General features: G+C 58.7%; 24 protein-coding genes and 2 pseudogenes. 15 read left to right on the top strand and 11 right to left on the bottom strand.

The features are described from left to right. On the top strand, positions 1–540 hold the full coding sequence (def, locus tag HU718_RS23550) for a peptide deformylase (protein WP_217868240.1): 540 nt from the start codon (positions 1–3) through the stop codon (positions 538–540). 129 nt (positions 541–669) lie between these two features. On the opposite strand, the gene HU718_RS23545 is transcribed toward def, so the two are convergent. Next, positions 670–1,089: a GNAT family N-acetyltransferase gene (locus tag HU718_RS23545; RefSeq protein WP_186614530.1), complete on the bottom strand. Its 420-nt coding sequence runs from the start codon at positions 1,087–1,089 to the stop codon at positions 670–672. 325 nt (positions 1,090–1,414) lie between these two features. On the opposite strand from HU718_RS23545, the pseudogene HU718_RS23540 reads away from it, so the two are divergent. From HU718_RS23540 to HU718_RS30060, 3 genes and pseudogenes are all read left to right on the top strand, one after another. Then, positions 1,415–1,606 (top strand): annotated as a pseudogene (locus HU718_RS23540) (fatty acid desaturase); the annotation flags it as partial. Between the two features lie 546 nt (positions 1,607–2,152). Beyond that, positions 2,153–2,929 (top strand): annotated as a pseudogene (locus HU718_RS30065) (PAS domain-containing protein); the annotation flags it as partial. A gap of 3 nt (positions 2,930–2,932) precedes the next feature. Beyond that, the gene (locus tag HU718_RS30060) at positions 2,933–3,472 is read left to right on the top strand and encodes a methyl-accepting chemotaxis protein (RefSeq protein WP_224789345.1); all 540 of its coding nucleotides are present in this window, start codon (positions 2,933–2,935) and stop codon (positions 3,470–3,472) included. Positions 3,473–3,608: 136 nt separating this feature from the next. On the opposite strand, the gene HU718_RS23530 is transcribed toward HU718_RS30060, so the two are convergent. The 3 genes from HU718_RS23530 to HU718_RS23520 form a co-directional block, all read right to left on the bottom strand. Further along, complete coding sequence (locus tag HU718_RS23530) at positions 3,609–4,154, bottom strand: hypothetical protein (protein ID WP_150795183.1); 546 nt, start codon at positions 4,152–4,154, stop codon at positions 3,609–3,611. Positions 4,155–4,309: 155 nt separating this feature from the next. Further along, entirely contained in the window at positions 4,310–5,734 is a 1,425-nt protein-coding gene (locus HU718_RS23525) for an MFS transporter (RefSeq protein ID WP_186614534.1), read from the bottom strand. 125 nt (positions 5,735–5,859) lie between these two features. Further along, on the bottom strand, positions 5,860–6,300 hold the full coding sequence (locus tag HU718_RS23520) for a PACE efflux transporter (protein WP_102900210.1): 441 nt from the start codon (positions 6,298–6,300) through the stop codon (positions 5,860–5,862). A gap of 122 nt (positions 6,301–6,422) precedes the next feature. Between HU718_RS23520 and HU718_RS23515 the strand changes: the two genes are divergently transcribed. Then, positions 6,423–7,295, top strand: coding sequence for a LysR family transcriptional regulator (locus tag HU718_RS23515; RefSeq protein ID WP_150707501.1), 873 nt, complete (start codon positions 6,423–6,425; stop codon positions 7,293–7,295). Positions 7,296–7,545: 250 nt separating this feature from the next. Here HU718_RS23515 and gntR read toward each other — a convergent pair whose 3' ends face one another. Then, positions 7,546–8,577: an HTH-type transcriptional regulator GntR gene (gene gntR, locus HU718_RS23510; RefSeq protein ID WP_150707500.1), complete on the bottom strand. Its 1,032-nt coding sequence runs from the start codon at positions 8,575–8,577 to the stop codon at positions 7,546–7,548. 216 nt (positions 8,578–8,793) lie between these two features. Here gntR and HU718_RS23505 point away from each other — a divergent pair, with 216 nt between their 5' ends. Further along, positions 8,794–9,327 carry a gluconokinase gene (locus HU718_RS23505; protein ID WP_095048167.1) on the top strand — a complete coding sequence of 178 codons (534 nt, stop codon included), beginning with the start codon at positions 8,794–8,796 and terminating at the stop codon, positions 9,325–9,327. A gap of 82 nt (positions 9,328–9,409) precedes the next feature. Then, a complete protein-coding gene (locus tag HU718_RS23500; RefSeq protein WP_008082018.1) occupies positions 9,410–10,765 on the top strand; it encodes a GntP family permease in 1,356 nt (451 codons plus the stop codon). A gap of 178 nt (positions 10,766–10,943) precedes the next feature. On the opposite strand, the gene alaC is transcribed toward HU718_RS23500, so the two are convergent. Further along, positions 10,944–12,161 (bottom strand): alanine transaminase, encoded by a 1,218-nt coding sequence (gene alaC, locus HU718_RS23495; RefSeq protein ID WP_093430443.1) that lies wholly within the window; start codon positions 12,159–12,161, stop codon positions 10,944–10,946. Between the two features lie 139 nt (positions 12,162–12,300). Between alaC and HU718_RS23490 the strand changes: the two genes are divergently transcribed. From HU718_RS23490 to HU718_RS23480, 3 genes are all read left to right on the top strand, one after another. Next, positions 12,301–12,963 carry a LysE family translocator gene (locus tag HU718_RS23490; protein ID WP_102900890.1) on the top strand — a complete coding sequence of 221 codons (663 nt, stop codon included), beginning with the start codon at positions 12,301–12,303 and terminating at the stop codon, positions 12,961–12,963. 67 nt (positions 12,964–13,030) lie between these two features. Further along, on the top strand, positions 13,031–13,525 hold the full coding sequence (locus HU718_RS23485; RefSeq protein WP_186614536.1) for a GyrI-like domain-containing protein: 495 nt from the start codon (positions 13,031–13,033) through the stop codon (positions 13,523–13,525). Positions 13,526–13,849: 324 nt separating this feature from the next. After that, positions 13,850–14,338 (top strand): GNAT family N-acetyltransferase, encoded by a 489-nt coding sequence (locus HU718_RS23480; RefSeq protein WP_186614539.1) that lies wholly within the window; start codon positions 13,850–13,852, stop codon positions 14,336–14,338. Between the two features lie 120 nt (positions 14,339–14,458). On the opposite strand, the gene HU718_RS23475 is transcribed toward HU718_RS23480, so the two are convergent. Together HU718_RS23475 and HU718_RS23470 are read right to left on the bottom strand one after the other, a co-directional pair. Then, positions 14,459–15,064 (bottom strand): pyridoxamine 5'-phosphate oxidase family protein, encoded by a 606-nt coding sequence (locus HU718_RS23475; protein WP_186614541.1) that lies wholly within the window; start codon positions 15,062–15,064, stop codon positions 14,459–14,461. A gap of 18 nt (positions 15,065–15,082) precedes the next feature. Further along, the gene (locus HU718_RS23470) at positions 15,083–15,568 is read right to left on the bottom strand and encodes a GNAT family N-acetyltransferase (RefSeq protein WP_038362581.1); all 486 of its coding nucleotides are present in this window, start codon (positions 15,566–15,568) and stop codon (positions 15,083–15,085) included. A 141-nt stretch (positions 15,569–15,709) separates the two neighbouring features. On the opposite strand from HU718_RS23470, the gene HU718_RS23465 reads away from it, so the two are divergent. The 3 genes from HU718_RS23465 to HU718_RS23455 are packed head-to-tail and all read left to right on the top strand — an operon-like array spanning position 15,710 to position 17,754. Then, the gene (locus HU718_RS23465) at positions 15,710–16,135 is read left to right on the top strand and encodes a YybH family protein (RefSeq protein ID WP_186614543.1); all 426 of its coding nucleotides are present in this window, start codon (positions 15,710–15,712) and stop codon (positions 16,133–16,135) included. A 40-nt stretch (positions 16,136–16,175) separates the two neighbouring features. Further along, complete coding sequence (locus HU718_RS23460) at positions 16,176–16,520, top strand: YciI family protein (protein WP_008081988.1); 345 nt, start codon at positions 16,176–16,178, stop codon at positions 16,518–16,520. Then, entirely contained in the window at positions 16,513–17,754 is a 1,242-nt protein-coding gene (locus HU718_RS23455) for an RNA polymerase sigma factor (protein WP_186614545.1), read from the top strand. The genes HU718_RS23460 and HU718_RS23455 overlap by 8 nt, the downstream gene beginning before the upstream one ends. A gap of 591 nt (positions 17,755–18,345) precedes the next feature. Here the strand turns inward: HU718_RS23455 and HU718_RS23450 are convergent. Further along, positions 18,346–19,200, bottom strand: coding sequence for a LysR family transcriptional regulator (locus HU718_RS23450; protein ID WP_016984800.1), 855 nt, complete (start codon positions 19,198–19,200; stop codon positions 18,346–18,348). Positions 19,201–19,289: 89 nt separating this feature from the next. Here HU718_RS23450 and HU718_RS23445 point away from each other — a divergent pair, with 89 nt between their 5' ends. After that, a complete protein-coding gene (locus tag HU718_RS23445; RefSeq protein WP_110718776.1) occupies positions 19,290–19,727 on the top strand; it encodes a multidrug/biocide efflux PACE transporter in 438 nt (145 codons plus the stop codon). 135 nt (positions 19,728–19,862) lie between these two features. On the opposite strand, the gene HU718_RS23440 is transcribed toward HU718_RS23445, so the two are convergent. Continuing rightward, positions 19,863–20,621: an SDR family NAD(P)-dependent oxidoreductase gene (locus HU718_RS23440; RefSeq protein ID WP_186614547.1), complete on the bottom strand. Its 759-nt coding sequence runs from the start codon at positions 20,619–20,621 to the stop codon at positions 19,863–19,865. Positions 20,622–20,741: 120 nt separating this feature from the next. Here HU718_RS23440 and HU718_RS23435 point away from each other — a divergent pair, with 120 nt between their 5' ends. Further along, the gene (locus HU718_RS23435) at positions 20,742–21,638 is read left to right on the top strand and encodes a LysR family transcriptional regulator (protein ID WP_186614549.1); all 897 of its coding nucleotides are present in this window, start codon (positions 20,742–20,744) and stop codon (positions 21,636–21,638) included. Between the two features lie 124 nt (positions 21,639–21,762). Here the strand turns inward: HU718_RS23435 and HU718_RS23430 are convergent, their stop codons facing one another. After that, on the bottom strand, positions 21,763–23,376 hold the full coding sequence (locus HU718_RS23430) for an inorganic phosphate transporter (protein ID WP_077574219.1): 1,614 nt from the start codon (positions 23,374–23,376) through the stop codon (positions 21,763–21,765). Positions 23,377–23,430 lie beyond the last annotated feature (54 nt).

The raw sequence follows: 23,430 nt of genomic DNA, 5'->3' as shown, positions 1-23,430 counted from the left end.
ATGATCCGTGAAATTCTGAAAATGGGCGACGAGCGCCTGCTGCGCATCGCCCCGCCAGTGCCGACCGAGATGTTCGACAGCCCCGAGCTGTGGCAACTGATCGACGATATGTTCCAGACCATGGAAAGCGTCGGTGGCGTTGGCCTGGCTGCGCCGCAGATCGGTGTCGATCTGCAACTGGTGATCTTTGGTTTCGAACACAGCGAACGTTACCCGGACGCTGAAGCCGTGCCGCAGACGATCCTGATCAATCCGTTGATTACGCCGCTGAGTCCGTTGACGGAGGAGGGCTTTGAGGGGTGTCTGTCGGTGCCGGGGTTGCGCGGTGCGGTGGATCGTTATCAGCAGATTCGTTACGAAGGGTTTGATCCGAAGGGTGAGCCGATTGTGCGCGTAGCATCAGGTTTCCACGCACGGGTTGTGCAGCACGAATGCGATCACCTGATCGGCCGGTTGTACCCGTCGCGGATTACTGACTTCAGCAAGTTCGGTTTTACCGAAGTGATGTTTCCGGATCTCGATCCCACCGCCGACGATTGATCCAAGACCCAGTACATACCCCTGTGGGAGCGAGCCTGCTCGCGAATGCGCAATATCAGTGACAGATTCTGTGACTGACACAGCGCTTTCGCGAGCAGGCTCGCTCCCACATTGGTTTTGCATTGCACATCAGGATTGTGAGGGGGCCAGCTCCATCGCAATCATCGGCTTGTGCCGCGCATACCGGCTCAATCGCTCTGCCATCGCTTGCGGCAGCGCCGGGTCGAACGTGAACCCGCGTCGCTCATAAAATTCACGCAAATCCGGATGACAGAACAGCCACACCGGCTCGCTCACATCCTGCACCGCCGCTGCGATCAGCTGTGCGGCAACGCCCTGTTCACGACACCCCGGATCAACGAACAACCCGGTCAACCATTGCCCGCCGGACACTGGCCGCAGGCACAACGCACCCACAATCTCTCCGCGCCGCGCCACCCACAATTGCGCATCGCGAACAGCTTTCATCGACGATTGGTGGCTGCGGTAAAACTTGTTCATCAACGGCCAAAGCGACTCGTCGAGCAGGCTGTATTGGGTGTCGGGCATGGGATCAGACTGTCGGTGGGCAAAGCGCCGATTATAAAAGAACGCACGGCTCTGGATAGGTGTATACCTGACCTCACATCCCCTGTGAGTGGAGTACGCATCATGTCCAAAGGTATGGATTCAAAGAAAGCCGCGAAGAAGAAACCGGCCAAGACCGCGATTGAAAAACGCGCGGAGAAGAAAGCCAAGAAAGTCGACATCTTCGGCCATTGATCACGCCTTTCCGGAGCCCGGTTCTCGGGCTCCAGCATTGACCTGAAAATAATCTGCAAGAATGCACTGCGTCGTTGCACAGAAGGGGACGAATCCCGTTCCGAGCAACGCCATGCCCCATTACTTCTACGCCGCCCATCGTCAACAGATCGAAACCCTGCGCCAACGTTTCACCGCCCGTACCGAGTGGCCGACCTGGCTGTTGCTGATCGGTGTCTATGGCGGCTGGTTCGCTATTGTTCTTAATAGTCATTGGCTGGGCCGTGCCTTGAGCACCTTGCTGCTGATTCCGCTGTTGTTTTTGTAGCGCTACAACTTTTGCCTTCGCGAGCAGGCTCGCTCCCACAGGAGAAACGCATTCCAATGTGGAGCGAGCCTGCTCGCGAAAACGTCCGCCCCGGCAACAATTCTCCCCGCGCTGAACCGTTTCTTGTGCAAAAAGTGCCAGATACTGGCCGACTAGTGGCCTTGCGCAGGCCTTTGCACTGGCTATGCTTCTCGTAACTAACTATGTCGACCGTCATGTCAAAACATGGCTGATCCACAGGGTTAGTCCGTGAATTCATGCTGCCAGAGTGCGCAACCCAAGGCACCGACACTGAACCAACAAGGAGCGTCGCTTACATGGAAGTTCTTCAACGCGTTAGGGCTGGCCCGCGTGCGGGCTATCAAGAGAAGGATGTCTTGATTAGAGCGTCGCTGCATGGACGCTCCGATTGATCATCATTTATCACCTGACAACTTCCTCCCGTGGAGGAATGCGTGTGCCTGTTCTGTGGAACGTAGTGGTGGATCGTGAAAGAACTGAACTTTCATCAAATCAAAAGTCCGCGCGGAAGGTGATACAACCATGTTCAACCTACATCACAAGGCTGACCTGCAGCAGATCGAGCGATTCAGCTGCGCCTTGACCGAGGCCAACGCCAAGCTGGAAGCGATCAGCCGTTCGATGGCCATGATCGAGTTCACCCCTGAGGGCATCGTTCTCGATGCCAATGAAAACTTCTGCAAAACCATGGGCTACAGCGCCGATGAAGTGCGTGGCAAACATCATCGGGTGTTTTGTGAAGAGGCTTTCTATCGCAGCGAAGAGTACGCCAGATTGTGGCGTGACCTGGCTCGCGGTGAGCCGATCAGCGGGACTTTTCTGCGTTTGAACAAGGCCGGCAGGGAAGTCTGGCTCGAAGCCAGTTACATGCCGGTGTATGGCCCGGACAAGCAAGTCCAGAGCGTGATCAAAGTGGCTGCCGACATCACTGCACGGGTGAATAAAGAGCACGAAGAAGAAAGCATGCTGGCGGCAATCAGTCGCTCCATGGCGGTGATCGAGTTCACCCCGGAAGGCAATGTCATCGCTGCCAACGACAACTTCCTGAAGACCATGCAGTACTCGCTCAACGAAATCGTCGGCCATCATCACAGTCTTTTTTGCCATCGCGCCGAAGCCGAGTCCTCGCAATACAAGGCATTCTGGGCCTCGCTCAATCGCGGCGAATATCACTCGCATCGTTTCGAACGCAAGAACAAATCCGGGCAGATGGTTTACCTCGAAGCGTCGTACAACCCGTTGTTCGACGCCAAGGGCCGCTTGTACAAAGTGGTCAAGTTCGCCAGCGACATCACCCATCAGATGACCACGTTGCAGAACGCTGCGGAATCGGCCCATAGCACTTCGGTACAAAACGATGCCTGCGCGCAAAAAGGCTCACAGGTCGTGCAGCAAACCGTGCAGATCATTCAGGACATTTCCCGCGACCTCAACGAAGCAGCGGCGAGCATCGATGCGGTGAGCAAACAGTCGGACATCATCGGCACCATCGTGCAGACCATTCGTGGCATTGCCGATCAGACCAACTTGCTGGCGCTCAACGCTGCGATCGAAGCGGCGCGGGCCGGGGAGCACGGACGGGGTTTTGCGGTTGTTGCGGATGAAGTGCGCAGCCTCGCGGCGCGTACCAGTCAGGCAACCCTGGAGATTGTCGATGTGGTACGCAAGAACCATGACCTGTCGCTGAGTGCGGTGTCGAGCATGCAGTCGAGCCTGAGTCGTACCGGGCTTGGCGTGGAGTTGGCGAATGAAGCGGGGGAGGTGATTCTGGAGATCCAGCAGGGATCGCGGCATGTAGTGGATGCGATCAGTCAGTTCAATGAAACCCTGCAACTGAACTGATCTTTCCTGAACACACAAAAAACTGTGGGAGCGAGCCTGCTCGCGAAGGCGGCGGAACATTCAACATCAGTGTTGACTGGTTCACCGCCTTCGCGAGCAGGCTCGCTCCCACATTTGATTTCGGGTGACTTGAAGATCACAGCGCAGCGAGAAACTTGTCCGCTTGCTTGTCACTGTCCTTCACATCGTTGTCTTTTTCCGCCTGCGCCAGCTTCATCTTGTCCTGCAAGCGCTCGGCGATCTCCTTGCCGACGGCCAGTTGTTTCTCCGGCGGCATGGCTTTGATGTCATCTTCGGTCAGCCCCATCGACTGCAGGATACTGTCGCGCAGACGCTGTTCCGGCGTCTTGCTCATGTAGTCCTTGAACTCGTCGGTGGCGGATGTTGCCGAGGCCGTGGTGGCATCGGTGGCTTGCAGGTTGACGCGGGTCTTGGCGAACGCTTCGTCGACGTTGTCGCTGATGCGCGTGGCTTCGCTGACTTGCTGGGTCGCGATCTGCGTGGCCGAGTCCTGCACCTTCGCGGTGGCTTCGGCGGTTTGCGCCTGGGTCTGGTTTTGCAGGGTTTGCAGCATGGCGCCGTGCAGGCCACCTTGCAGACCGGCCGCAGCGGTGGACGTCGCATCGTCATTCAGCGCTTTGGGCAGATGAATGATTTGCTGTTGTTTGGCACTGATCAACATGATGTGTGGACCTGTAGGTAATTGCTGACTGGCGTAGCGGAGCAATTACCGTGCCTTCTGAATAAATCCTTTTATTTCAACAGGTTGATCGTCGGTCAGGCGTTCGCGGCGGTCATCCTTTGCCGATAAGCGGCAGAGGATGACCGTTGCCAGCCTCAGCGATGGGCAATGTTCTCCAGTGCCAGATTGCGTGTGCGCGGGCCGAACCAGCCGATGGTCAGCATCACGATGAGCATACTGCTGACGATGAATGCCAACACCCCGGGTGTGCCGAAGTTGTCGAGAAACAGACCGATCAACAGGCTGCTGAACACCGTCGACAAACGACTGAACGAATAACAGAAACCCACAGCGCGGGCGCGGATGTTGGTCGGGAACAGTTCGCTCTGGTACGAGTGATAACTGAAGCTCAACCAGGCGTTGCAGAAGGTGATCATCACCCCGCAGAAGATCAGCCCGAACGCGCTGGTCTGCAAGGCGAACAAAGTGCCGAAGGTCATCGCGCCGAGGGCCGAGCCGACGATCTGCCACTTGTTCTCGAAGCGGTTGGCGAACTTCACGAACAGCAACGGCCCGAGCGGGTAGGCGAGGGTGATGATGAACGCGTACATCAAACTGTGGGTGACGCTGACGCCCTGGCCGGACAGCAACGCCGGCAACCAGTTGCCGAAACCGAAGAAACCGATCGCCTGGAAGATGTGGAAGACGATCAGCATCAACGCGCGACGACGATAGGGCGGTTGCCAGATATCGGCGAAACGACCCTTGCCTTCGACATCGACCGGAACGGCTTCGGGGGCGTCCAGCGGTTTACCGTGATCTTTCTCGCAACGGGCCTCGATAGTGTCGAGAATCCGGTTGGCCTCATCAAAGCGGCCATGCTGCGCGAGCCAGCGCGGCGATTCCGGCAGACGCTTGCGCAGCCACCAGATAAACAGCGCAAACACCGCGCTGGCCAACACCACCCAACGCCAGCCGGACACGCCGAACGGCGCTTGCGGCACCAGCCACCACGACATCAGCGCCACTGCCGGCACCGAGAGGAACTGTATGAAAAACGCGAAGGCAAAGGCGGAGCTGCGCATGCGTTTGGGCACCAGTTCCGAGAGGTAGGCGTCGATGGTCACCAACTCGATGCCCAGACCAATACCAACCAGAAAGCGCATGCAGATGATGCCCAGCGCTGAACTCTGAATCCCCATCAACACCGTCGCCAGCGTGTACCAGACCAGCGCGAAGGTGAAGATCGCACGGCGACCGAAACGATCCGCCAGCGGGCTGAGCAGGCTGGCGCCTAGGAACAGGCCGAGGAACGTCGCCGAAGCAAACGCCGCTTGATCGGAGAAACCGAACACGCCCTGATTGCCGGTGGCGAAGATGCCATCGCGGATCAACCCGGGGCTAATGTAGGCGGTCTGGAACAGATCATAGAGTTCGAAAAAACCACCGATCGACAGCAGCGCCACCAGCCGCCAGATCGTCGCGACCGCTGGAAGACGATCAATGCGGGCGGACACCTGAGCGGCGCGGATCGGGTCGATGCCGTTGCTTGTCGCGGCGGCGGGGGCGTGTGCAGTCATGGGCTGATCCATTTTTTATTGATGGAAAAGCTTAGCCTGCTATCGGAGTTGACGGATTGTGAATATCGGCGGTTTACACAGTTAAACCGCTGATTTCTTGCAATATCTGCTTACGAATTAACGATTTATGCCGCAGCGGCTGAATCTGGCAGCGCCGAGGCCGGCAAGCCGAAGATCCGGTCAAACAGCCAGTTGAAGGCAAACGTGTAGCACGGAATGAAAATGATCAGCGCCAGATCGAGTAGGAAGGCTTGCACCAGACTGATGTTCATCCACCACGCGATCAACGGAATCAGGAACACGATCAGCGTCAGTTGAAAGCCGACGGCGTGAGCAATGCGTCGTTTCACCGTGCGTGTGCGCGATACCTGGCGGCTTTCCCAGTGCTCGAACATCGTGGTGTAGATGAAATTCCAGGTCACGGCGATGGTGGTGATGATCACCGCCAACGGCCCGGTGCTGCCCGGCGACGTGCCGGATAGCAGCGCCAGACCGAGGGCGGAGAAGGTCATGCCGATCACTTCGTAGAGCGACACATAGACCAGTTTGCGTTTGACGCCTTGCATGGGGATTTACCTCTTTCTTGCCGTTTGTTGGCCAGTGGGACTGGCGAAGGCGGCGAAAGATAGCTTCAATAGGGCTGACAGAAAAAGTCAGCTACTTTCAGTTCTATTGATAGGTTTTTAGGGTGAATTTCAACAGCGATAGCATCGAGCTGTTTCTTGCCGTGATCGAACGCGGCTCGTTTTCAGCGGCGGCGCGTGCGTTAGGTCGGGTGCCTTCCGCCGTCAGCATGAGTATTGGCAATCTTGAAGCGGAGCTGGGTTATCTGCTCTTCGACCGCAGCCATCGCGAACCTCAACCCACGGCAATGGCGCTGTCGCTAGTGCCGCATGCGCGACTGATCGCCGAGCAGCTCAAGCAACTGCAAGTGCACGCGGTGGAGTTGTCGTTGGGGCTGGAGAGCAAGTTGTCGATCGGCGTAGTCGCGGACATCGACCGCCGTCGTTTGCTGGCGGCAATCAAGGTGATCGCCGAGCGTCATCCATTGCTCGATATCGAAGTGCTGACCGCGCCGCAGGATGATGTGCTGGCGATGCTGCACAGCGGCCGGGTCAGCGTGTGCCTGGCGTTCGCCGGGCTGAGCATGAATGTGCTGGAGCGTTTTCAGTTTGTCGGCAGCGAACGGATGATCGCCACGCTGGCGGCGGACAGCCCGCTGTTGCAGGGGCAGGATGTGTTTCTCGAAGATCTGGTGCATGTGCGGCAGATCATCGTCGCCAGTCGCGACTTGCCGATCAGTGAAACGCGACCGTTGGTGGCGGAGTCGTACTGGCGCACGGACAGCCTTGAGACGGCGATGGAAATGGTTGAGGCAGGATTGGGCTGGGGTAATTTTCCGCTGTCGGTGGTGCAGTCGCGGATCGAGTCCGGGCGGCTGAAACGCCTGAATTTTCGCAACATCGAAAACGGTCTGGTGATGCCGGTGCATGCGGTGTGGCTCAAAAGCCAGCCACTACAGAAAGGCGCGCTGGCCCTCGTTGACTTGCTCAGCCACTAGCGACTGTGGAGATCCAATGTGGGAGCGAGCCTGCTCGCGAAAGCGTCGTGTCAGTCGGCACATACTTATCTGACATAGCGCTTTCGCGAGCAGGCTCGCTCCCACAGGGGATTGTGTTTCAACTCAGCATTTGTGAGCACCACATAAAACTGTAGGAGCTGCCGAAGGCTGCGATCTTTTGATCTTGTTTTTAAGAGCAAAATCAAAAGATCGCAGCCTTCGGCAGCTCCTACAGGGGATCGCGACAGTTTCAGGTGCTTTCGCGGATCTTCAGTTCAAAGCCCATGTCTTCAACCGGGCGCGCTACGCTGTTACCCGCCATCAACGTCAGCATCTGCTCCGCCGCGCGCCGGCCAATCGCTTCACGCGGGGTGTTGATGCTGCTCAGGCGCGGCACCATGTGTTCGGACATCGGCAAGTCGTTGAAACCGAGAATCGCCACCTGCTCGGGAATCCTGATGCCGTGGCGCAGTGCTTCCAGCAACGCTCCCTGCGCCAGGTCGTCGTTACCAAAGAAGATTGCATCAACATCCGGATGCCCCGCGAGCAATTGCATAAACAGTTCCCCACCCAAGCCCACCGATGAAGAGCGAGGCGTCAGCACTTCCAGATCCGGGTCATAACGCCCGGCCTTCTGCAGCGCTTTGCGAAAACCTTCGCCACGCAACAAGGTGCGCTGATCGAGTTGCGCGCCAATGTAAGCCAGACGCTTACGCCCACGTGAGAGCAAATGCTCGGCCGCCGTTTCACCGGCACTCAGTTGCGAAAACCCCACGCAGTTCACTCCGGCGGCGCTGTCCAGCTCCATCATGTACACGCAGGGAATGTTGCTCGCCTCGATCATCCGCCGCGAACTTTCCGTGCGATCAAACCCGGTCAGCAGAAATCCACGCGGCTGATAGGCCATGTAGTTGCGCAGCAGGTTTTCTTCTTCATCGCGCGAGTAGTGGAAGTTACCGATCAGCACTTCGAAGCCTTTGGGCGTGAGCACCCGATGAATGGCTTCCAGCGTATCGATGAACAGCAAGTTGGATAACGAAGGCACCAGAACCACCACCGAATGGCTCTGCGCCGAGGCCAACGCGCGGGCAGCAGGGTTCACGACATAGTTGAGCTCGAGCGCGGCTTTCTGCACTTTTTCCACCAGTTCGGTGGCGACCGTGCTGACCCCACGCAAGGCGCGGGAGGCGGTAATCGGGCTGACACCGGCCAGGCGGGCAACTTCATTCAGGGTGGGACGGCCGGTGGTGCGAGTGTTTTTATCGTTTTTAGGGGAGGTCATCGGGCGGCTTGCCAAACAAAAATCAAGGCACTAAGGTAGCGCTGTCCTGATGCAGCTGTAAATGCGTAAGCGAGGTCCTGCCTGATCTTCGCTTTTTGGTGTTGGGAACAAACCTGCTGCAACCCAAAAAAACGACAAGAAGGCGTCGGCAACTTCTGCCTGTGCACTAGAGTCATAGCTAGCAAAGGTAGCGCTGTCTGCGCGCTGAGGTGTTATATGAGTCATCCCATCACCGCCCTGGTCATCATGGGCGTTGCCGGTTGCGGCAAGACGTGCGTCAGCGAGGCCCTGTGCCAATTGAGCGGCGCCACTGCCATTGAAGGCGATACTTTCCATCCGGCCGCGAACATCGAAAAGATGAGCGCGGGGATCCCCCTGAACGACGACGACCGTGCCGGCTGGCTCGACAGCCTGTGCGATGAACTGCGTCGCGTCGATGCGCTGGGCAAACGCCCGGTGCTGACCTGCTCGGCCCTTAAACACAGTTATCGCGAAGTGTTGCGCAGTGCCTTGCCGGGCCTGGGCTTCGTGTTTCTTGAATTGACCCCTGAAGTTGCCGCTGAACGTGTGTCCCATCGTCCGGGCCACTTCATGCCGGCCACGCTGATCGAAAGCCAGTTCGCCACCCTCGAATCGCCGAAGGGCGAGCCGTTGACCCTGGCGCTGAATGCTTCGATCCACAGCGTTGAAGAACTGGCGTCCCAGGCTCATGTCTGGTGGCAGGCCCACGGTCTGAAGCAGGCGGTATGAGTGTGTTGAAAGAGATAGCGCTGTCCTCCCGACTTCTGTTTAACCCGCTTTAATAACAACAACAATCCAGGAGACACCCCCAATGTTTGGCATGTCCCATGAGACGTTCCTGCTGCTCGATGCAGTGGTCACGGTAATCGGCCTGATTATCCTGATCACCAAATTCAAGATTCACCCGTTCATTTCCCTGACCATCGCCGCCGCGTTCCTCGGCCTGACGTCGGGCATGCCGATCGGCACCATCATCAAAGCGTTCCAGGACGGCTTCGGTGGCGTGCTCGGTTTCGTCGGCATCATCCTCGCGCTGGGCACCATGCTCGGCAAAATGATGGCCGAGTCGGGCGGGGCGGATCAGATCGCCCAGACCCTGATTCGAGCGTTCGGTAAAGACAAAGTCCAGTGGGCAATGATGTTTGCCGCGTTCCTTGTCGGCATCCCGCTGTTCTTCGAAATCGGTTTTGTCCTGCTGATTCCGCTGGTGTTCATCGTTGCGCGTCGCACCGGCGTGTCGATCATCAAGATCGGTATCCCGTTGCTTGCCGGTCTGTCCGCAGTACACGGTCTGGTGCCACCGCACCCGGGTCCGCTGCTGGCCATCGGTGTGTTCGGCGCTGACATCGGCAAGACCATTCTTTATGGTCTGATCGTTGCGCTGCCGACCGCGATCATTGCCGGTCCGATCTTCGGTACGTTTATCGCCAAGCACATTCCGGGTCACCCGAATCAGGAACTGGTCGATCAACTGGCCCGCGAAAATGACGACTCGACTACGCTGCCGAGCTTCAGCATCACCCTGATCACCGTGCTGCTGCCGGTGTTCCTGATGCTGCTGAAAACCTTCGCTGACGTGGCGCTGCCGGACGGCCACTTCTTCCGTACCTGGATGGACATGATCGGTCACCCGATCTCGGCACTGCTGCTGGCGTTGCTGCTGTCGCTGTACACCTTCGGGCACAAGCAGGGCATCGGTTCCCAGCAGATGCTCAAGTGGCTCGACGCAAGCCTGGCGCCAACCGCCGCGATCATCCTGATCATCGGTGCCGGCGGTGGCTTCAAGCAGATGCTGGTCACCAGCGGCGTGGGCGACGTGATCGGCCACATGGCGGTCAGCGCGCAGATCTCGCCGATCCTGCTGGCGTGGCTGGTGGCGGCGGTGATCCGTATCGCGACCGGTTCGGCAACTGTGGCGACCATCACTGGCGCGGGCATTGTCGTGCCGGTGGTGGGGATGATTCCGGGCGTTAACCGTGAGTTGCTGGTGCTCGCCACGGGTGCCGGTTCGCTGATCCTGTCCCACGTTAACGACGCCGGTTTCTGGCTGGTGAAGCAGTACTTCAACATGACCGTGGCTGAGACGTTCAAGACCTGGACTGCGATGGAAACCATCCTCTCGGTGGTTGCGTTGGGCTTTATCCTGCTGTTGTCGCTGTTCGTTTAAGCGGCTTCTTTCAGGCACAAAAAAACCGCAGCGATGCGGTTTTTTTGTGGGTGGATTTTGTGGTTCACCCAAAACCAATGTGGGAGCGAGCCTGCTCGCGAAAGCGGTGGGTCAGTCAGCATTGATGTAGCTGACACGACGCCTTCGCGAGCAGGCTCGCTCCCACAGGGGGTAAGTGTCAGGCGGAAGTTTTTGGACTCAGGCCATCCGCCCGGAACATCCCGCGAATGCCGCGTACAGCCTGACGAATGCGGTCCTGGTTTTCGATCAGCGCAAAGCGCACGTGATCGTCGCCATACTCACCAAACCCCACCCCCGGCGAAACACAGACCTTGGCTTCGGCCAGCAGTTTCTTGGCGAACTCCAGCGAACCCAGATGCGCGTACTGCTCGGGAATCTTCGCCCAGACATACATCGAAGCCTTCGGATTCTCGACCATCCAGCCCAGTTCATGCAGGCCTTTGACCAGCACATTACGCCGTTGGCGATACTGCTCGGCGATGTCGCGCACGCATTGCTGATCGCCTTCCAGCGCAGCAATCGCCGCCACTTGCAGCGGGGTAAAGGTGCCGTAGTCGTGGTAGCTCTTGATCCGCGCCAGCGCGTTGACCAGTTCCGGGTTACCGACCATGAAACCGATGCGCCAGCCGGCCATGTTGTAGCTCTTGGACAGGGTGAAAAACTCCACCGCGATGTCCTTGGCGCCCGGCACCTGCATGATCGACGGGGCTTTCCAGCCGTCGTAGACGATGTCGGCGTAAGCCAGATCGTGAATCACCAGCACGTCGTACTGCTTGGCGAGGGCGATCACCCGCTCGAAGAAATCCAGCTCCACACACTGCGCGGTCGGATTCGACGGGAAGCCGAGGATCATCATTTTCGGCTTCGGAATCGAGCCACGAATGGCCCGTTCCAATTCATCGAAGAAGTCCACGCCCGGCACCAGCGGCACCGAACGCACCTGGGCGCCGGCAATCACAGCACCGTAGATGTGAATCGGATAGCTCGGGTTCGGCACCAGCACGGTGTCGCCCTGATCCAGGGTCGCCAGCATCAAATGCGCCAGGCCTTCCTTGGAACCGATGGTGACAATGGCTTCGCTTTCCGGGTCGATATCGACCTCGTAGCGCTGCTTGTACCAGTTGGAAATCGCCCGGCGCAGGCGCGGAATGCCCTTGGACGTCGAGTAGCCGTGAGTGTCTTCGCGTTGGGCAACTTGTACGAGTTTTTCGACAATGTGCGGCGGCGTGGCGCCGTCGGGGTTGCCCATGCTCAAGTCGATGATGTCTTCACCGCGACGACGCGCGGCCATCTTCAGCTCGGCGGTGATGTTGAAAACGTAAGGGGGGAGTCGATCTATGCGCGCAAAGCGGCGCGGCGAACCTTGTTCGGCCATTGTTGCCTCGGATAACGTAAGCGCCCGGAACCGTCCGAGCGACGCTGGTCACTGCGGTGACCTGTGGCGGAAGATAAGGTCAGTGATGGCATACTGTCCAGCCCGTTTGTAAACAATTTTGTCCCAAGGAAATCGGTAGATGGAATTCACCAGCGGCTTCTTGCTGAGCCTCTCGCTGTGCCTGGATATCGGCGTGGCCAACATCGCAATGATCACATTGGCGATGCAGCGCGGTTACTTTCAGGGCTTTGCGCTGGGCCTCGGCACCTGCGTCGGCGACCTGATCTACGCGGTGCTGGCGCTGGCCGGCATGACCGTTTTGCTGCAGTTCGAAACCGTGCGCTGGGTCCTGTGGATCGGTGGTTCGGCGCTGCTGATCTACTTTGCGGCGAAGATGATCTACTCGGCGATCCATCACGAAGCGCAACTGGCCGCGACCGCCGAGGTAGGGCAGAACTCCCATCGCAAGGAGTTCTTCCGTGGGATTTTTCTCGCTATGTCATCGCCAAGCGCGATTCTCTGGTTTGCAGCGGTCGGCGGCACCTTGATCGCCCGTTCCGGTGGCGGCGGCCCTTTGAGTTCGGCGCTGTTCCTTGGCGGTTTCCTTTGCGCCGGGCTGTTGTGGTCGGCGGGTTTATGTTTTGCCGCGAGCCACGGTGGCAAGCTGCTGGGCGACAAGCTGTTGCGCTATTCCTATATGGCATCTGCAGCGATCTTCTGCTATTTCGCGGTGTACGTGATCGTTTCCGGCTATAACGAGTTTGTCGGTTCGGGCGCCGTCGAGCAGTTGCATTCGCTGTAAGCGTGCGAATTGGGTTTGGCTTTCTATACTCCCAGCCGAACCCCTTTCTTGTTCCAGGAGTCGAGTCATGGATGAGCAAACACGCGTCGAAGTGGCTGAACCTCGCTTCGAACATGGACACTTCCTGCTGATTGCAGGCTTTCGCGGTCGATTTACTCAAGACACAGCAAAAGACATCCCGGCGCTGTGGGAAAAGTTCTTGCCGCACCTGGGAAAGATCCAGGGGCAAAAGAACGAAGTGACCTACGGTGTTTGCAGCAATTTCGACGGCAAGGGTGGCTTCGATTACATCGCTGGGGTGGAAATCAGCAAGCTTGATGACCTCGACCAGAAGGTTTATCAGTGGGTGGAAGTGCTGCCTCGGCAGTACGCGGTGTTTGAGCACAAGGGACCGCTCGATCAGTTGCCGCAAACCCTGCAATACATCTACAAAACCTGGCTGCCGAACTCCCATTACGTGGAACTGAACGCCCCGGAACTGGAGCGTTACAGCGCCGACTTCAATCCGAAAATGAACACCGGCAAACTGGAAATCTGCGTGCCGGTCGATACCAAGGTCTGAGCCGACAACCATGAGGCGGATCAATGATCCGCCTTATGGTTTTCAACCCCGCTTGCCTTTGCCCAACCGTCGCGCCCGCAACAGGTCGATGCCCAAGGTGATAAAGCCGAAGGTACTGATGCCCAACACCATCAACAGGCCAATTTCAACGCTGCTCATAAGCGGTTTCCCCCAAGGGTAGTCAGAGACACACCTGAGAAATAGCCCGCCGCGAACACGAAGAAAAGCACTTATACGCAGGCTTTACGCCGCCCGTGCGCATCGATATGCAGGCCTTATTCCTTTATGCTTTCGGCACTTTCTTCTGCTGATTTTCGAGCCGCCATGAACACCGTCATCCGCAACGTCACCGCCGCCGACCTGGACCGCTGCTACGCCATCGAAACCGTTGCCTACGAAGGTGACGAAGCGGCCACCCGCGAAAAAATCGCCACGCGCATCGCCACTTGGCCGGAAGGTTTTATCGTTGCCGAGGTGGACGGTGAGGTCGCAGGCTTCGTCAACTCCGGCGCGGCGTTTGACGTGCAGATGTCGGACGAGGCCTTCAAGGAACTGATCGGCCACGACCCGCAAGGGCCGAACGTGGTGATCATGTCGGTGGTGGTGCACCCGGATTATCAGGGGCAGGGTTTGGCCAAGCGTTTGATGGGCGAGTTCATTGAACGTATGCGCGGGATGGATAAGGCGACGATTCATTTGATGTGCAAAGAAATACACATCCCTCTGTATGCAGGCTTTGGCTTCGCTTACATCAAACCGTCTGAGTCCGACCACGGTGGGATGGCGTGGCACGAGATGATCCTGACCCTCTAACCCCACACCGATCTCCACTGTAGGAGCTGCCGAAGGCTGCGATCTTTTGATCTTGATTTTTAACAGCAAGGTCAAAAGATCGCAGCCTTCGGCAGCTCCTACACGGGGGACCGTGTTGTGTCAGTAAAGGGTGTCGCTTACCCGTTTCGGCGCTTCACGGTCGTAGGTGTCGGCATCGAACTGCCCATCATTCAGGCGCTTGTGGAAGGCGCCGGCAGAGGGCAGGGCAGAGCGCGGCAGATGCGTTTCCGGGTTCCACGCATCAGAACGGACGAAGGCTTTCGAACAATGAAAAAACGCCGCTTCCACCGTCACCAGCAACACCGTTTTCGCCGGTTTGCCATTCACCGCAAAGCTTTCCAGCAGTTGCGGATCTGCGCTGATCGTCGCCGTGCCGTTGACCCGCAATGTCTCGCCAATCCCCGGAATGATGAACAGCAGCGACACCCGCGAATCCTGCAGCACATTGCGCAGGGTATCGATGCGGTTGTTGCCCGGGCGATCGGGCAGGGCCAAGGTGCGCTCATCAATAATCCGCACAAACCCGGCCTTGTCGCCGCGCGGTGAATTATCCAGGCCATCAGCGCCCACCGAGCTGACAATCACCAGCGGCGAAACCCGCACCATCGCCTGATAATCCTCGTTGAGAAAACCGATCTGCTTGCGCACCGCCCGTTCATGCGGCAGTCCGTAAATCGCTTCCAGCGCTTCGATTGAATCGATCATCGTGCATCCCTCGATGACTTAGAAAACCAGACCCATACGCCGTTCGTAACCGATCCGGCCCTTGTACGCTTCGCCGCTGTCGACGTAGCCGTGCTTGGCGTACAGCGCGATCGCCGCATCATTGTCAGCGTCCACCGACAATTCCAGCCCCTTGATCTCCGGCCACGCCAGGCGCGCAACTTCGGGCAGCGCTTGCAGACAGGCCTTGCCGTAACCCTTGCCCTGTGCGCGGCGATCGACCTGCAACGCATGCAAGGTGGCGCTGTGCTCATTGGCCCAGGCGGGCAACACCGGCGGGCGCTTGAGCAGCAGAAACGCCACCGGTACGTCATCCGCCAACAGCGCAAAACCTTTCACGCCGGGGCCGGGTTTCGACAGCAGCGTGTGCAAGGCACCGTGGATATCACCGGAGAACTTGATCTGCTCGGCATGGATTTCAATCGCCTCGACTTGCTCACGCTGCAAGGCGTTCAGGCTGTCGTACGGCACGAGTTGGGCTGACACGGGAATTTCCTTTTTCCTACAAAGATGAGCCTCGGATTCTAGCGATTTTGGCCTCAGTGGAAATTTTTTGTTTCGACTGTCGATCTACCCGATTGCCGAACGACTAAGGGTGTCTTCACAACAAAAACCACGGAGAACAGCATGAGCGCACAATCTGAAATTCAGACCCTGATCAACACCTACCGCGAAGCCGTCATGACCAAGGACGTGGAGAAAGTCATGGCGTTGTACGCCGACGACATCGTCTCCTTCGACGCGATCAAGGCCCTGCAATTCAAGGGCAAAGCCGCCTACCGCGCGCACTGGGTCGAGTGCATGGAAATGTGCCCCGGCCCGCACATTTTCGAATTCCACGAAATCGCCATCGAAAGCGCCGACAACATCGCCTTCGCCCACTGGGTGGCGAACTGCGGCGGCACCAATGAGAAAGGCGAAACCCAGAGCTGCTGGATGCGCGTCACCGCTTGCTACCGGCAGGTCGGCGGGGCGTGGAAAATCGTCCACGAACACTGGTCGGCGCCGTTCGATCCGATGAGCGGCGCGACGCTGTTCGATGTGACTCCCTGATCTTCAGCCATAGTTGATCCGTCCGGTTCAGGAGAACGCCATGAAGTATTTATGCCTGGTCTACAGCGATGAACGCCTGCTGCATTCATCGCCCGACAGTCCGGAAGACGCCGAGTGCTGGGCCTACGCCGAGTCGATTCAGGGCAGCGGGCGAATGGTCGCCGCCGAAGCGCTGGAGTCGGTGCAGACCGCCACCACGGTGCGTATGCGCAACGGCAAGTTATCGATTACCGATGGCCCGTTCGCCGAAACCAAAGAGCAATTGGCGGGTTTCTATCTGATCGACGCCAAGGACCTCAACGAAGCGATCCAGGTCGCCGGCAACATTCCGGCCGCGCGGGTTGGCAGCGTCGAAGTGCGGCCGGTGCGGCAGTTGAATGTCTGAGGTTCGGACGCGGGTCGAGCAGGTCTATCGCGAAGACTCGCGGCGGATTCTGGCGACGCTGATTCGCCTGCTGGGTGATTTCGACCTCGCCGAAGAGGCCTTGCACGAGGCGTTCTTCGTCGCGGTCGAGCGCTGGCAACGCGACGGCGTGCCGGATAATCCGCGCACCTGGCTGGTCTCGACCGGACGCTTCAAGGCGATTGACGTGTTGCGCCGGCGCGCGCGGTTCAAAGCCTCGCAGCCATTGTTGTTGGCGCAACTGGAAGAACTGGAGCAGGCCGACTGGAGTGGCGAGGACGTGGAAGACGATCGTCTGCGGCTGATCTTCACCTGTTGTCACCCGGCGCTGGCGGCGGATGCGCAAGTGCCGCTGACCTTGCGCGAAGTCTGCGACCTGACCACCGAGGAAATCGCCCGCGCCTTTCTCTCGGCGCCAGCGGCGATTGCCCAGCGCATCGTGCGGGCCAAAGCCAAGATTCGGGACGCGAGAATCCCTTATCAAGTACCGAGCCTGAGCGAATTGCCCGAACGCCTCGACAGTGTATTGCGGGTGATTTATCTGGTGTTCAACGAAGGGTATTCGGCGTCGGGCGGGGCTGAATTGACGCGTGAAGATCTGACGCGTGAGGCGATCAGGTTGGGGCGGCTGTTGATGGAGTTGCTGCCGGAGCCGGAGGTGATGGGGTTGCTGGCGATGATGCTGTTGCACGAATCGCGACGCTCGGCGCGCACTTCGCCGAGTGGTGAACTGGTGCTGCTGGATGATCAGGATCGTTCATTGTGGGACAGCGCGTTGATAGCTGAAGGCTGTGCGCTGGTTGAGCGTGCGCTGACCACGCGGCGGTTTGGGCCTTATTGTCTGCAAGCGGCGATTGCCGCAGTGCATGCCGAGGCGCCGTCGGCGGGGGAGACGGATTGGGAGCAGATCGTTGGTTTGTATGACGTGCTGTTGCGCGCGGTGCCTTCGCCGGTGATCGAGTTGAACCGGGCGGTGGCGGTGGCCAAGCGTGATGGGGCGTTGGCGGGGTTGAATCTGATTGAAGGGATTTTGGCGCGGGGCGAGTTGCAGGATTACCACTTGGCGCACTCGGCGCGGGCGGAGTTTTGCCGGCAGTTGGGCAGGGTGGGAGAGGCGAGGGCGGCGTATTGGCGGGCGTTGGAGCTTACGCGGCAGGAACCGGAGCGGCGGTTTATTGAAGGGCGGCTTTCGGCGCTGGAATTGCCCTCACCCTAGCCCTCTCCCAGGGGGAGAGGGGACTGATTGGGGGATATTGGAGAGGTTCACCGACTTGAAAGCTCAGTTGGGAATCCATGATCGAACCAAATTTCACGACCCTATATACCGCAGCAATCATTCCATAATCGACTCGGTTTTTCAGGTCGATGTACGACGCAAGACACCTCGGTCGGCTCCCTCTCCCTCCGGGAGAGGGCTGGGGTGTGGGGCTTTTGAGCTCATATCCAATCAATCCATAATCGACTCGGTCCTTCAGGTCGATGTCTGACGCAACACACCTCGGTCGGCGCCCTCTCCCTCCGGGAGAGGGCTGGGGTGTGGGGCTTTTGAGCTCATATCCAATGAATCCATAATCGACTCGGTCCTTCAGGTCGATGTCTGACGCAACACACCTCGGTCGGCCCCCTCTCTCTCCGGGAGAGGGCTGGGGTGTGGGCCTTTTGAACTCATATCCAATGAATCCATAATCGACTCGGTCCTTCAGGTCGATGTCTGACGCAAGACACCTCGGTCGGCCCCCTCTCCCTCCGGGAGAGGGCTGGGGTGAGGGGCTTTTGACTTCAGGCTTGCCAGCGATTGGCAGCGCCGCTATTCCAGCATCTTGCTCAACAACCAGCTCCCCGCCGGCCCCGGTGGATAAAGCCGCGACCACAACGCATCAACAAACACCGGCTTAGGCCAGCCGCGCACCTTCAACTCCACCAGCAAATCATTGCCAAAGCGCTGCGCCAGCCAGCGCGGCAAAGGCGCCCAGCCAAAACCTTTCTCGGCCATTTCCAGCAGCATCAGATAACTCGGCGCCGACCACACCCGACCTTTGCCGCGACTGTCATAGGGATTGACGATGGTCGCCAGACGCAGCTCACGATGTTGCTCAAGGATCTGCTGATCAATGTGATCAAGCTTGGCCAGCGCATGGTCGCGATTGACGAACAGGGCAATTTCCGTACGCTCGGCCACCGTCGACGTGACCAGATCCGGCGGATAGTTCTCTTGCATTTCGGCGAACGCCAGATGCGCGCGACCACGCTGCACCAATTCAATCAGGTCATCACATTCGGCAATCAGACATTCCAGTTCCAGATCCGGATAACGCTGCTCAAACCCGACCAAAGCGGCTTCAAACCGGTCCGACTGATAGGTATCGGAAATCGCCACCGTCAGCTTCGGCTCAACGCCTTGCGACAACTGCCGCGCGGTCATTTCCAGGCGACTGCTGGCTGCGAGAATCGCCTCGGCGCGTTGCAGCATCACATGCCCGGCCGGCGTCAGTGTCGGTTTGCGGCTGCTGCGATCGAACAACTGCAGATCCAGATCGATCTCCAGACTGGCCACCGCCGCGCTGATGGTCGACTGACTGCGCCCCAACTTGCGCGCCGCTGCGGAAAACGAACCTTGCGTGGCCGCCTGGACAAACGCCAACAGCACTTCCTGAGAAATCATCAACTATCGCCTTGATCGATGGTTATTGATTATGAAGTATCGGTTTGGGGATGGATCATGGCAACCATCTTCACTCAAGGAGTCAGGCCATGACTGCCCACAAATCCATCACAGAACGTATTTTTCAGGCCGTTGGTTTCGAACTGCTGGCGATCCTGATCTGCACGCCGTTGCTGGCGTGGATCATGCAAAAACCGATGCTTGAAATGGGCGCAGTGACCGTGTTGATCGCCTTGCTGGCGCTGGGTTGGAACGTGGTGTTCAACCGCTTCTTCGACCGTATGCTGGCGCGCATGAACGTCGCGCATAACGCCTGGGTGCGTGTGGTGCACGCGCTGCTGTTCGAGGGTGGTTTGATCGTGATGGGTGTGCCGCTGATTGCCTGGTGGTTGTCGGTCAGCCTCTGGCAGGCGTTTTTGCTCGACATCGGCGTGCTGCTGTTTTTCCTGCCGTACACCTACGTGTATCACTGGGGCTATGACGTTTTGCGCGAGCGCTTCATGACGCGCAACGCTTGCCAGAGCTAACCTCGATCCCCGTGTAGGAGCTGCCGAAGGCTGCGATCTTTTGATCTTGATTTTTAACAGCAAGATCAAAAGATCGTCCGATCGCGGCCCGAGCCTTCGGCAGCTCCTACAGGAGGTAAGTGTTTTCAGTAAGAGTTAAAGGAACATGCCGCCGGATGCCTCGACCCGTTGGCCATTGATCCACTGTCCACCCGGCGACAGCAGCAGCGCCAACGCTCCGCCAATATCATCCGGCTGCCCGGCGCGTCCCAGCGCGGTGTTGCTGGCGACCATCGCATTCACCGCCGAGTTATCGCGCACGGCGCCACCACCGAAGTCGGTTTCAATCGCCCCCGGCGCGAGAATGTTCACGCCAATCTGCCGCGCACCCAACTCTTTGGCCTGATAACGGGTCAGCACTTCCATCGCGCCTTTCATCGCCGCATAAGCGCCGTAACCCGGCAGGCTGAAACGGGTCAGGCCGCTGGAAATATTGATGATGCGTCCGCCGTCGTTAATCAGTGGCAGCAACTGCTGAGTCAGAAAGAACGGCCCTTTCAGCTGGATATTCATCAGCAAATCGAACTGCTCCGGCGTGGTTTCGGCGAACAGTGCGTGAACACCGATCCCGGCATTGTTGATCAGGAAATCAAAACGTTGACGGTCGAAAGTCTGCTGCAACGCCTGCTCAACGTGTTTAGCGAAATCGGCAAAGCTTTCGCTGCGGCCAACATCGAGTTGCAGCATCACGGCTTTGCCGCCAAGTGCTTGCACTTCGGCAACCAGCGCCTGCGCCTCATCAGCACGGCTGTTGTAAGTGCCGATAACGTCGATGCCTTGAGCGGCGAGGTGCAGCGCTGTGTTTTTGCCCAGGCCACGACTGGCGCCGGTGATCAATGCGATTTTACGATTCATGGAGGCTTCCTCGATTGCGGTGAGTGGTGATGGGATGAAGTTTATTTATCCGCCCTGAGGTGATAAACAGACTGAATCCGGAATCACTGATCGGCTCAGCCGAACAATAAAAGGCCTGCCATGAACAAACTGGAACTGCTGCGCACCTTCGTGCGGGTCAGCGAACTGTCGAGTTTTACCCTCGCCGGGGAAAGTCTCGGACTGCCCCGCTCAACCGTGTCCGAACATGTGCAAGCGCTGGAATCCCTGCTCGGCACACGCCTACTGCAACGCACCACGCGCAAGGTGCAGGCCACGCAGGACGGTCTGGTGTTGTACGAGCGCAGCAAGGATCTGCTCTCGCACATGGACGAAATCGAGGGCTTGTTTCGGCAGGACGAGGCCTCGCTGACCGGGCGTATTCGTGTCGACCTGCCGAACATTCTCGCGCGGCGTCTGATCATGCCGCGCCTGCCGCAGTTCATGGATCGCCACCCGAATCTGGAATTGGAAATCAGCAGCACCGATCGACGCGTCGACTTGCTCAGCGAAGGGTTCGATTGCGTGGTGCGGATTGGCGCGCAGCCGGATCAATCGGTGGTCGCGCGGCACCTCGGGGACTTCCCCATGGTCAACTGCGCCAGCCCCGCGTACCTCGAGCGCTACGGCGTGCCGGAGTCGCTTGAAGATCTCGCGCAGCATCGACTGGTGCATTACGTCGGCGTATTGGGTTCGCGTTCGGAAGGTTTTGTGTACGAGGAGGGCGGGCAGGTTAAACGCTTGCCGATGGCTGGCAGTGTGACGGTCAACAGCACCGACGCTTACGAGTCGGCGTGCCTCGGTGGCTTCGGTCTGACGCAGGTGCCGCGTACCGGCATGCAGCCGCATCTGGAAAACGGCGAACTGGTGACCGTGTTGCCGCAATTCACTGCGCCGGCGATGGGGATTTCATTGCTCTATGCCAGGCAGCGACACCTTCCTTTGCGAGTGCGCGTGTTCATGGATTGGCTCGGAGATCTGATTCGCTCCGCGCTCTGAACCTGAATACAAAACCAATGTGGGAGCGAGCCTGCTCGCGAAGAGGGCGTGTCAGTCAGTACTGAGTTGACTGATCCAGCGCTTTCGCGAGCAGGCTCGCTCCCACAAGGGGATTTGTGGGGGGTCAGAAGATCTGGGTGAACAGCCAGTACAGGCTGCCTGACAGCAGGATCGCCGCCGGCAACGTCAGCACCCACGCCATCAGCAAATTGCGGATGGTCTTCATCTGTAACCCACCACCATTGGCGACCATGGTCCCGGCGACACCCGAGGACAGGACATGCGTGGTCGAAACGGGCAAACCAAACATATCCGCCGCACCAATGGTCAACATCGCCACGGTTTCCGCCGAGGCACCTTGCGCATAGGTCAGGTGGGTCTTGCCGATCTTCTCGCCGACCGTCACCACAATGCGCTTCCAGCCAACCATGGTGCCCAGCCCCAGCGCGATGGCCACGGCGATCTTCACCCACAGCGGAATAAATCGCGTGGCGTTGTCGATCTGTTGCTTGAACAGTTGCAGTTTGCCGCTGGTGTCGGCGTCGAAATTGCCGACCTTGTTTTTGTCCATCAGGCGAATGCTTTCGCTGGCCAGGTACATGTCGTTACGCACGTTGCCCATGGCTTCAGCCGGGACTTTTGCCAGCGAACCGTAGCCTTTGACTTCTTCACCGATGTGCCCGGTGAGAGCGGCGAGGGCGGGGATCAGTTGCGGCGTGGCGTCCTTGCTGCGCACGTAATCGGAGAGGACTGCACGTGGATCGGCCGGTGTCGGCAACGGCGCACTTTTCACCAGCGCTTGTTGGGTGACTTGCGCCACGGCGGCGAACTGCAGCGACTGTTCTTCCGGCATGGTGCGGTTCAAGGCGTAGGCCATCGGCAGCGTACCGACCAGAATCAACATGATCAGGCCCATGCCTTTCTGCCCGTCGTTGGAGCCGTGGGCGAAGGACACGCCGGTGCAGGTCAGAATCAGCAAACCGCGAATCCACCATGGCGGCGGCGTGTTGCCTTCCGGCGCTTTATACAGCGAACGATTCTTCACGAACGCACGCAGCGCCAGCAGCAACAGTGCCGCACAACCGAAACCCACCAACGGCGATAGCAGCAACGCGTAACCGATTTTGGTCGCCTGTGCCCAATCGACACCGCTGGTGCCGTCGCGGCCGTGCATCAAGGCATTGGCCACACCGACGCCGATGATCGAACCGATCAACGTGTGCGACGACGAGGCCGGCAACCCCAGCCACCAGGTGCCGAGGTTCCACAGGATCGCCGCAATCAGCAGAGCAAAGATCATCGAGAAACCGGCAGACGAACCGACCTGCAGAATCAACTCCACCGGCAGCAAGGCGATGATGCCGAACGCCACCGCGCCACTCGAGAGCAGCACGCCGAGAAAGTTGAAGAACCCCGACCAGACCACCGCGACATTGGGTGGCAACGAGTGGGTGTAGATCACCGTCGCGACGGCGTTGGCGGTGTCGTGGAAACCGTTGACGAACTCAAAACCCAGCGCAATCAGCAGCGCCACGCCGAGCAGCAGAAACGGCGTCCATGTGGTGACCACCGTGCCGAGTTCGTGCATGTCGTGCATCAGGCTGTAAGCGGTAAACAGCATTCCCATCGCCAGCACGGCGAAAAAGATCACGTAGGTGAACGGGCCGGTTTTCTTGTCGAGGGCCGGCCTGCCGCTGGCGGCGGACGCGGGGCTGGCGGTCAGGGAGGGAGTAGCCATGAGCGGACAATCCTGAGCGAGGGAAGGAATGTCGCCCATGATCGTTGCAGAATG

Source organism: Pseudomonas tensinigenes, assembly GCF_014268445.2.
In the GTDB taxonomy this organism is placed as follows: Bacteria; Pseudomonadota; Gammaproteobacteria; order Pseudomonadales; family Pseudomonadaceae; genus Aquipseudomonas; species Aquipseudomonas tensinigenes.
The sequence above is the reverse complement of the archived record's forward strand: the minus strand, read 5'-3'. Positions and strand labels throughout refer to the sequence as shown.

Excerpts from the sequence above, each read along its gene's own strand:
- HU718_RS23430 (WP_077574219.1), bottom strand. The coding sequence starts at position 23,376 with ATGGCTACTCCCTCCCTGACCGCCAGCCCCGCGTCCGCCGCCAGCGGC.
- def (WP_217868240.1), top strand. The coding sequence starts at position 1 with ATGATCCGTGAAATTCTGAAAATGGGCGACGAGCGCCTGCTGCGCATC.
- HU718_RS23480 (WP_186614539.1), top strand. The coding sequence starts at position 13,850 with ATGAACACCGTCATCCGCAACGTCACCGCCGCCGACCTGGACCGCTGC.
- HU718_RS23490 (WP_102900890.1), top strand. The coding sequence starts at position 12,301 with ATGGAATTCACCAGCGGCTTCTTGCTGAGCCTCTCGCTGTGCCTGGAT.
- HU718_RS23530 (WP_150795183.1), bottom strand. The coding sequence starts at position 4,154 with ATGTTGATCAGTGCCAAACAACAGCAAATCATTCATCTGCCCAAAGCG.
- HU718_RS23450 (WP_016984800.1), bottom strand. The coding sequence starts at position 19,200 with ATGATTTCTCAGGAAGTGCTGTTGGCGTTTGTCCAGGCGGCCACGCAA.
- HU718_RS23545 (WP_186614530.1), bottom strand. The coding sequence starts at position 1,089 with ATGCCCGACACCCAATACAGCCTGCTCGACGAGTCGCTTTGGCCGTTG.
- HU718_RS23440 (WP_186614547.1), bottom strand. The coding sequence starts at position 20,621 with ATGAATCGTAAAATCGCATTGATCACCGGCGCCAGTCGTGGCCTGGGC.
- HU718_RS23500 (WP_008082018.1), top strand. The coding sequence starts at position 9,410 with ATGTTTGGCATGTCCCATGAGACGTTCCTGCTGCTCGATGCAGTGGTC.
- HU718_RS30060 (WP_224789345.1), top strand. The coding sequence starts at position 2,933 with ATGACCACGTTGCAGAACGCTGCGGAATCGGCCCATAGCACTTCGGTA.
- HU718_RS23445 (WP_110718776.1), top strand. The coding sequence starts at position 19,290 with ATGACTGCCCACAAATCCATCACAGAACGTATTTTTCAGGCCGTTGGT.
- HU718_RS23485 (WP_186614536.1), top strand. The coding sequence starts at position 13,031 with ATGGATGAGCAAACACGCGTCGAAGTGGCTGAACCTCGCTTCGAACAT.
- HU718_RS23465 (WP_186614543.1), top strand. The coding sequence starts at position 15,710 with ATGAGCGCACAATCTGAAATTCAGACCCTGATCAACACCTACCGCGAA.
- HU718_RS23435 (WP_186614549.1), top strand. The coding sequence starts at position 20,742 with ATGAACAAACTGGAACTGCTGCGCACCTTCGTGCGGGTCAGCGAACTG.
- gntR (WP_150707500.1), bottom strand. The coding sequence starts at position 8,577 with ATGACCTCCCCTAAAAACGATAAAAACACTCGCACCACCGGCCGTCCC.
- HU718_RS23520 (WP_102900210.1), bottom strand. The coding sequence starts at position 6,300 with ATGCAAGGCGTCAAACGCAAACTGGTCTATGTGTCGCTCTACGAAGTG.
- HU718_RS23475 (WP_186614541.1), bottom strand. The coding sequence starts at position 15,064 with ATGATCGATTCAATCGAAGCGCTGGAAGCGATTTACGGACTGCCGCAT.
- alaC (WP_093430443.1), bottom strand. The coding sequence starts at position 12,161 with ATGGCCGAACAAGGTTCGCCGCGCCGCTTTGCGCGCATAGATCGACTC.
- HU718_RS23505 (WP_095048167.1), top strand. The coding sequence starts at position 8,794 with ATGAGTCATCCCATCACCGCCCTGGTCATCATGGGCGTTGCCGGTTGC.
- HU718_RS23460 (WP_008081988.1), top strand. The coding sequence starts at position 16,176 with ATGAAGTATTTATGCCTGGTCTACAGCGATGAACGCCTGCTGCATTCA.
- HU718_RS23525 (WP_186614534.1), bottom strand. The coding sequence starts at position 5,734 with ATGACTGCACACGCCCCCGCCGCCGCGACAAGCAACGGCATCGACCCG.
- HU718_RS23455 (WP_186614545.1), top strand. The coding sequence starts at position 16,513 with ATGTCTGAGGTTCGGACGCGGGTCGAGCAGGTCTATCGCGAAGACTCG.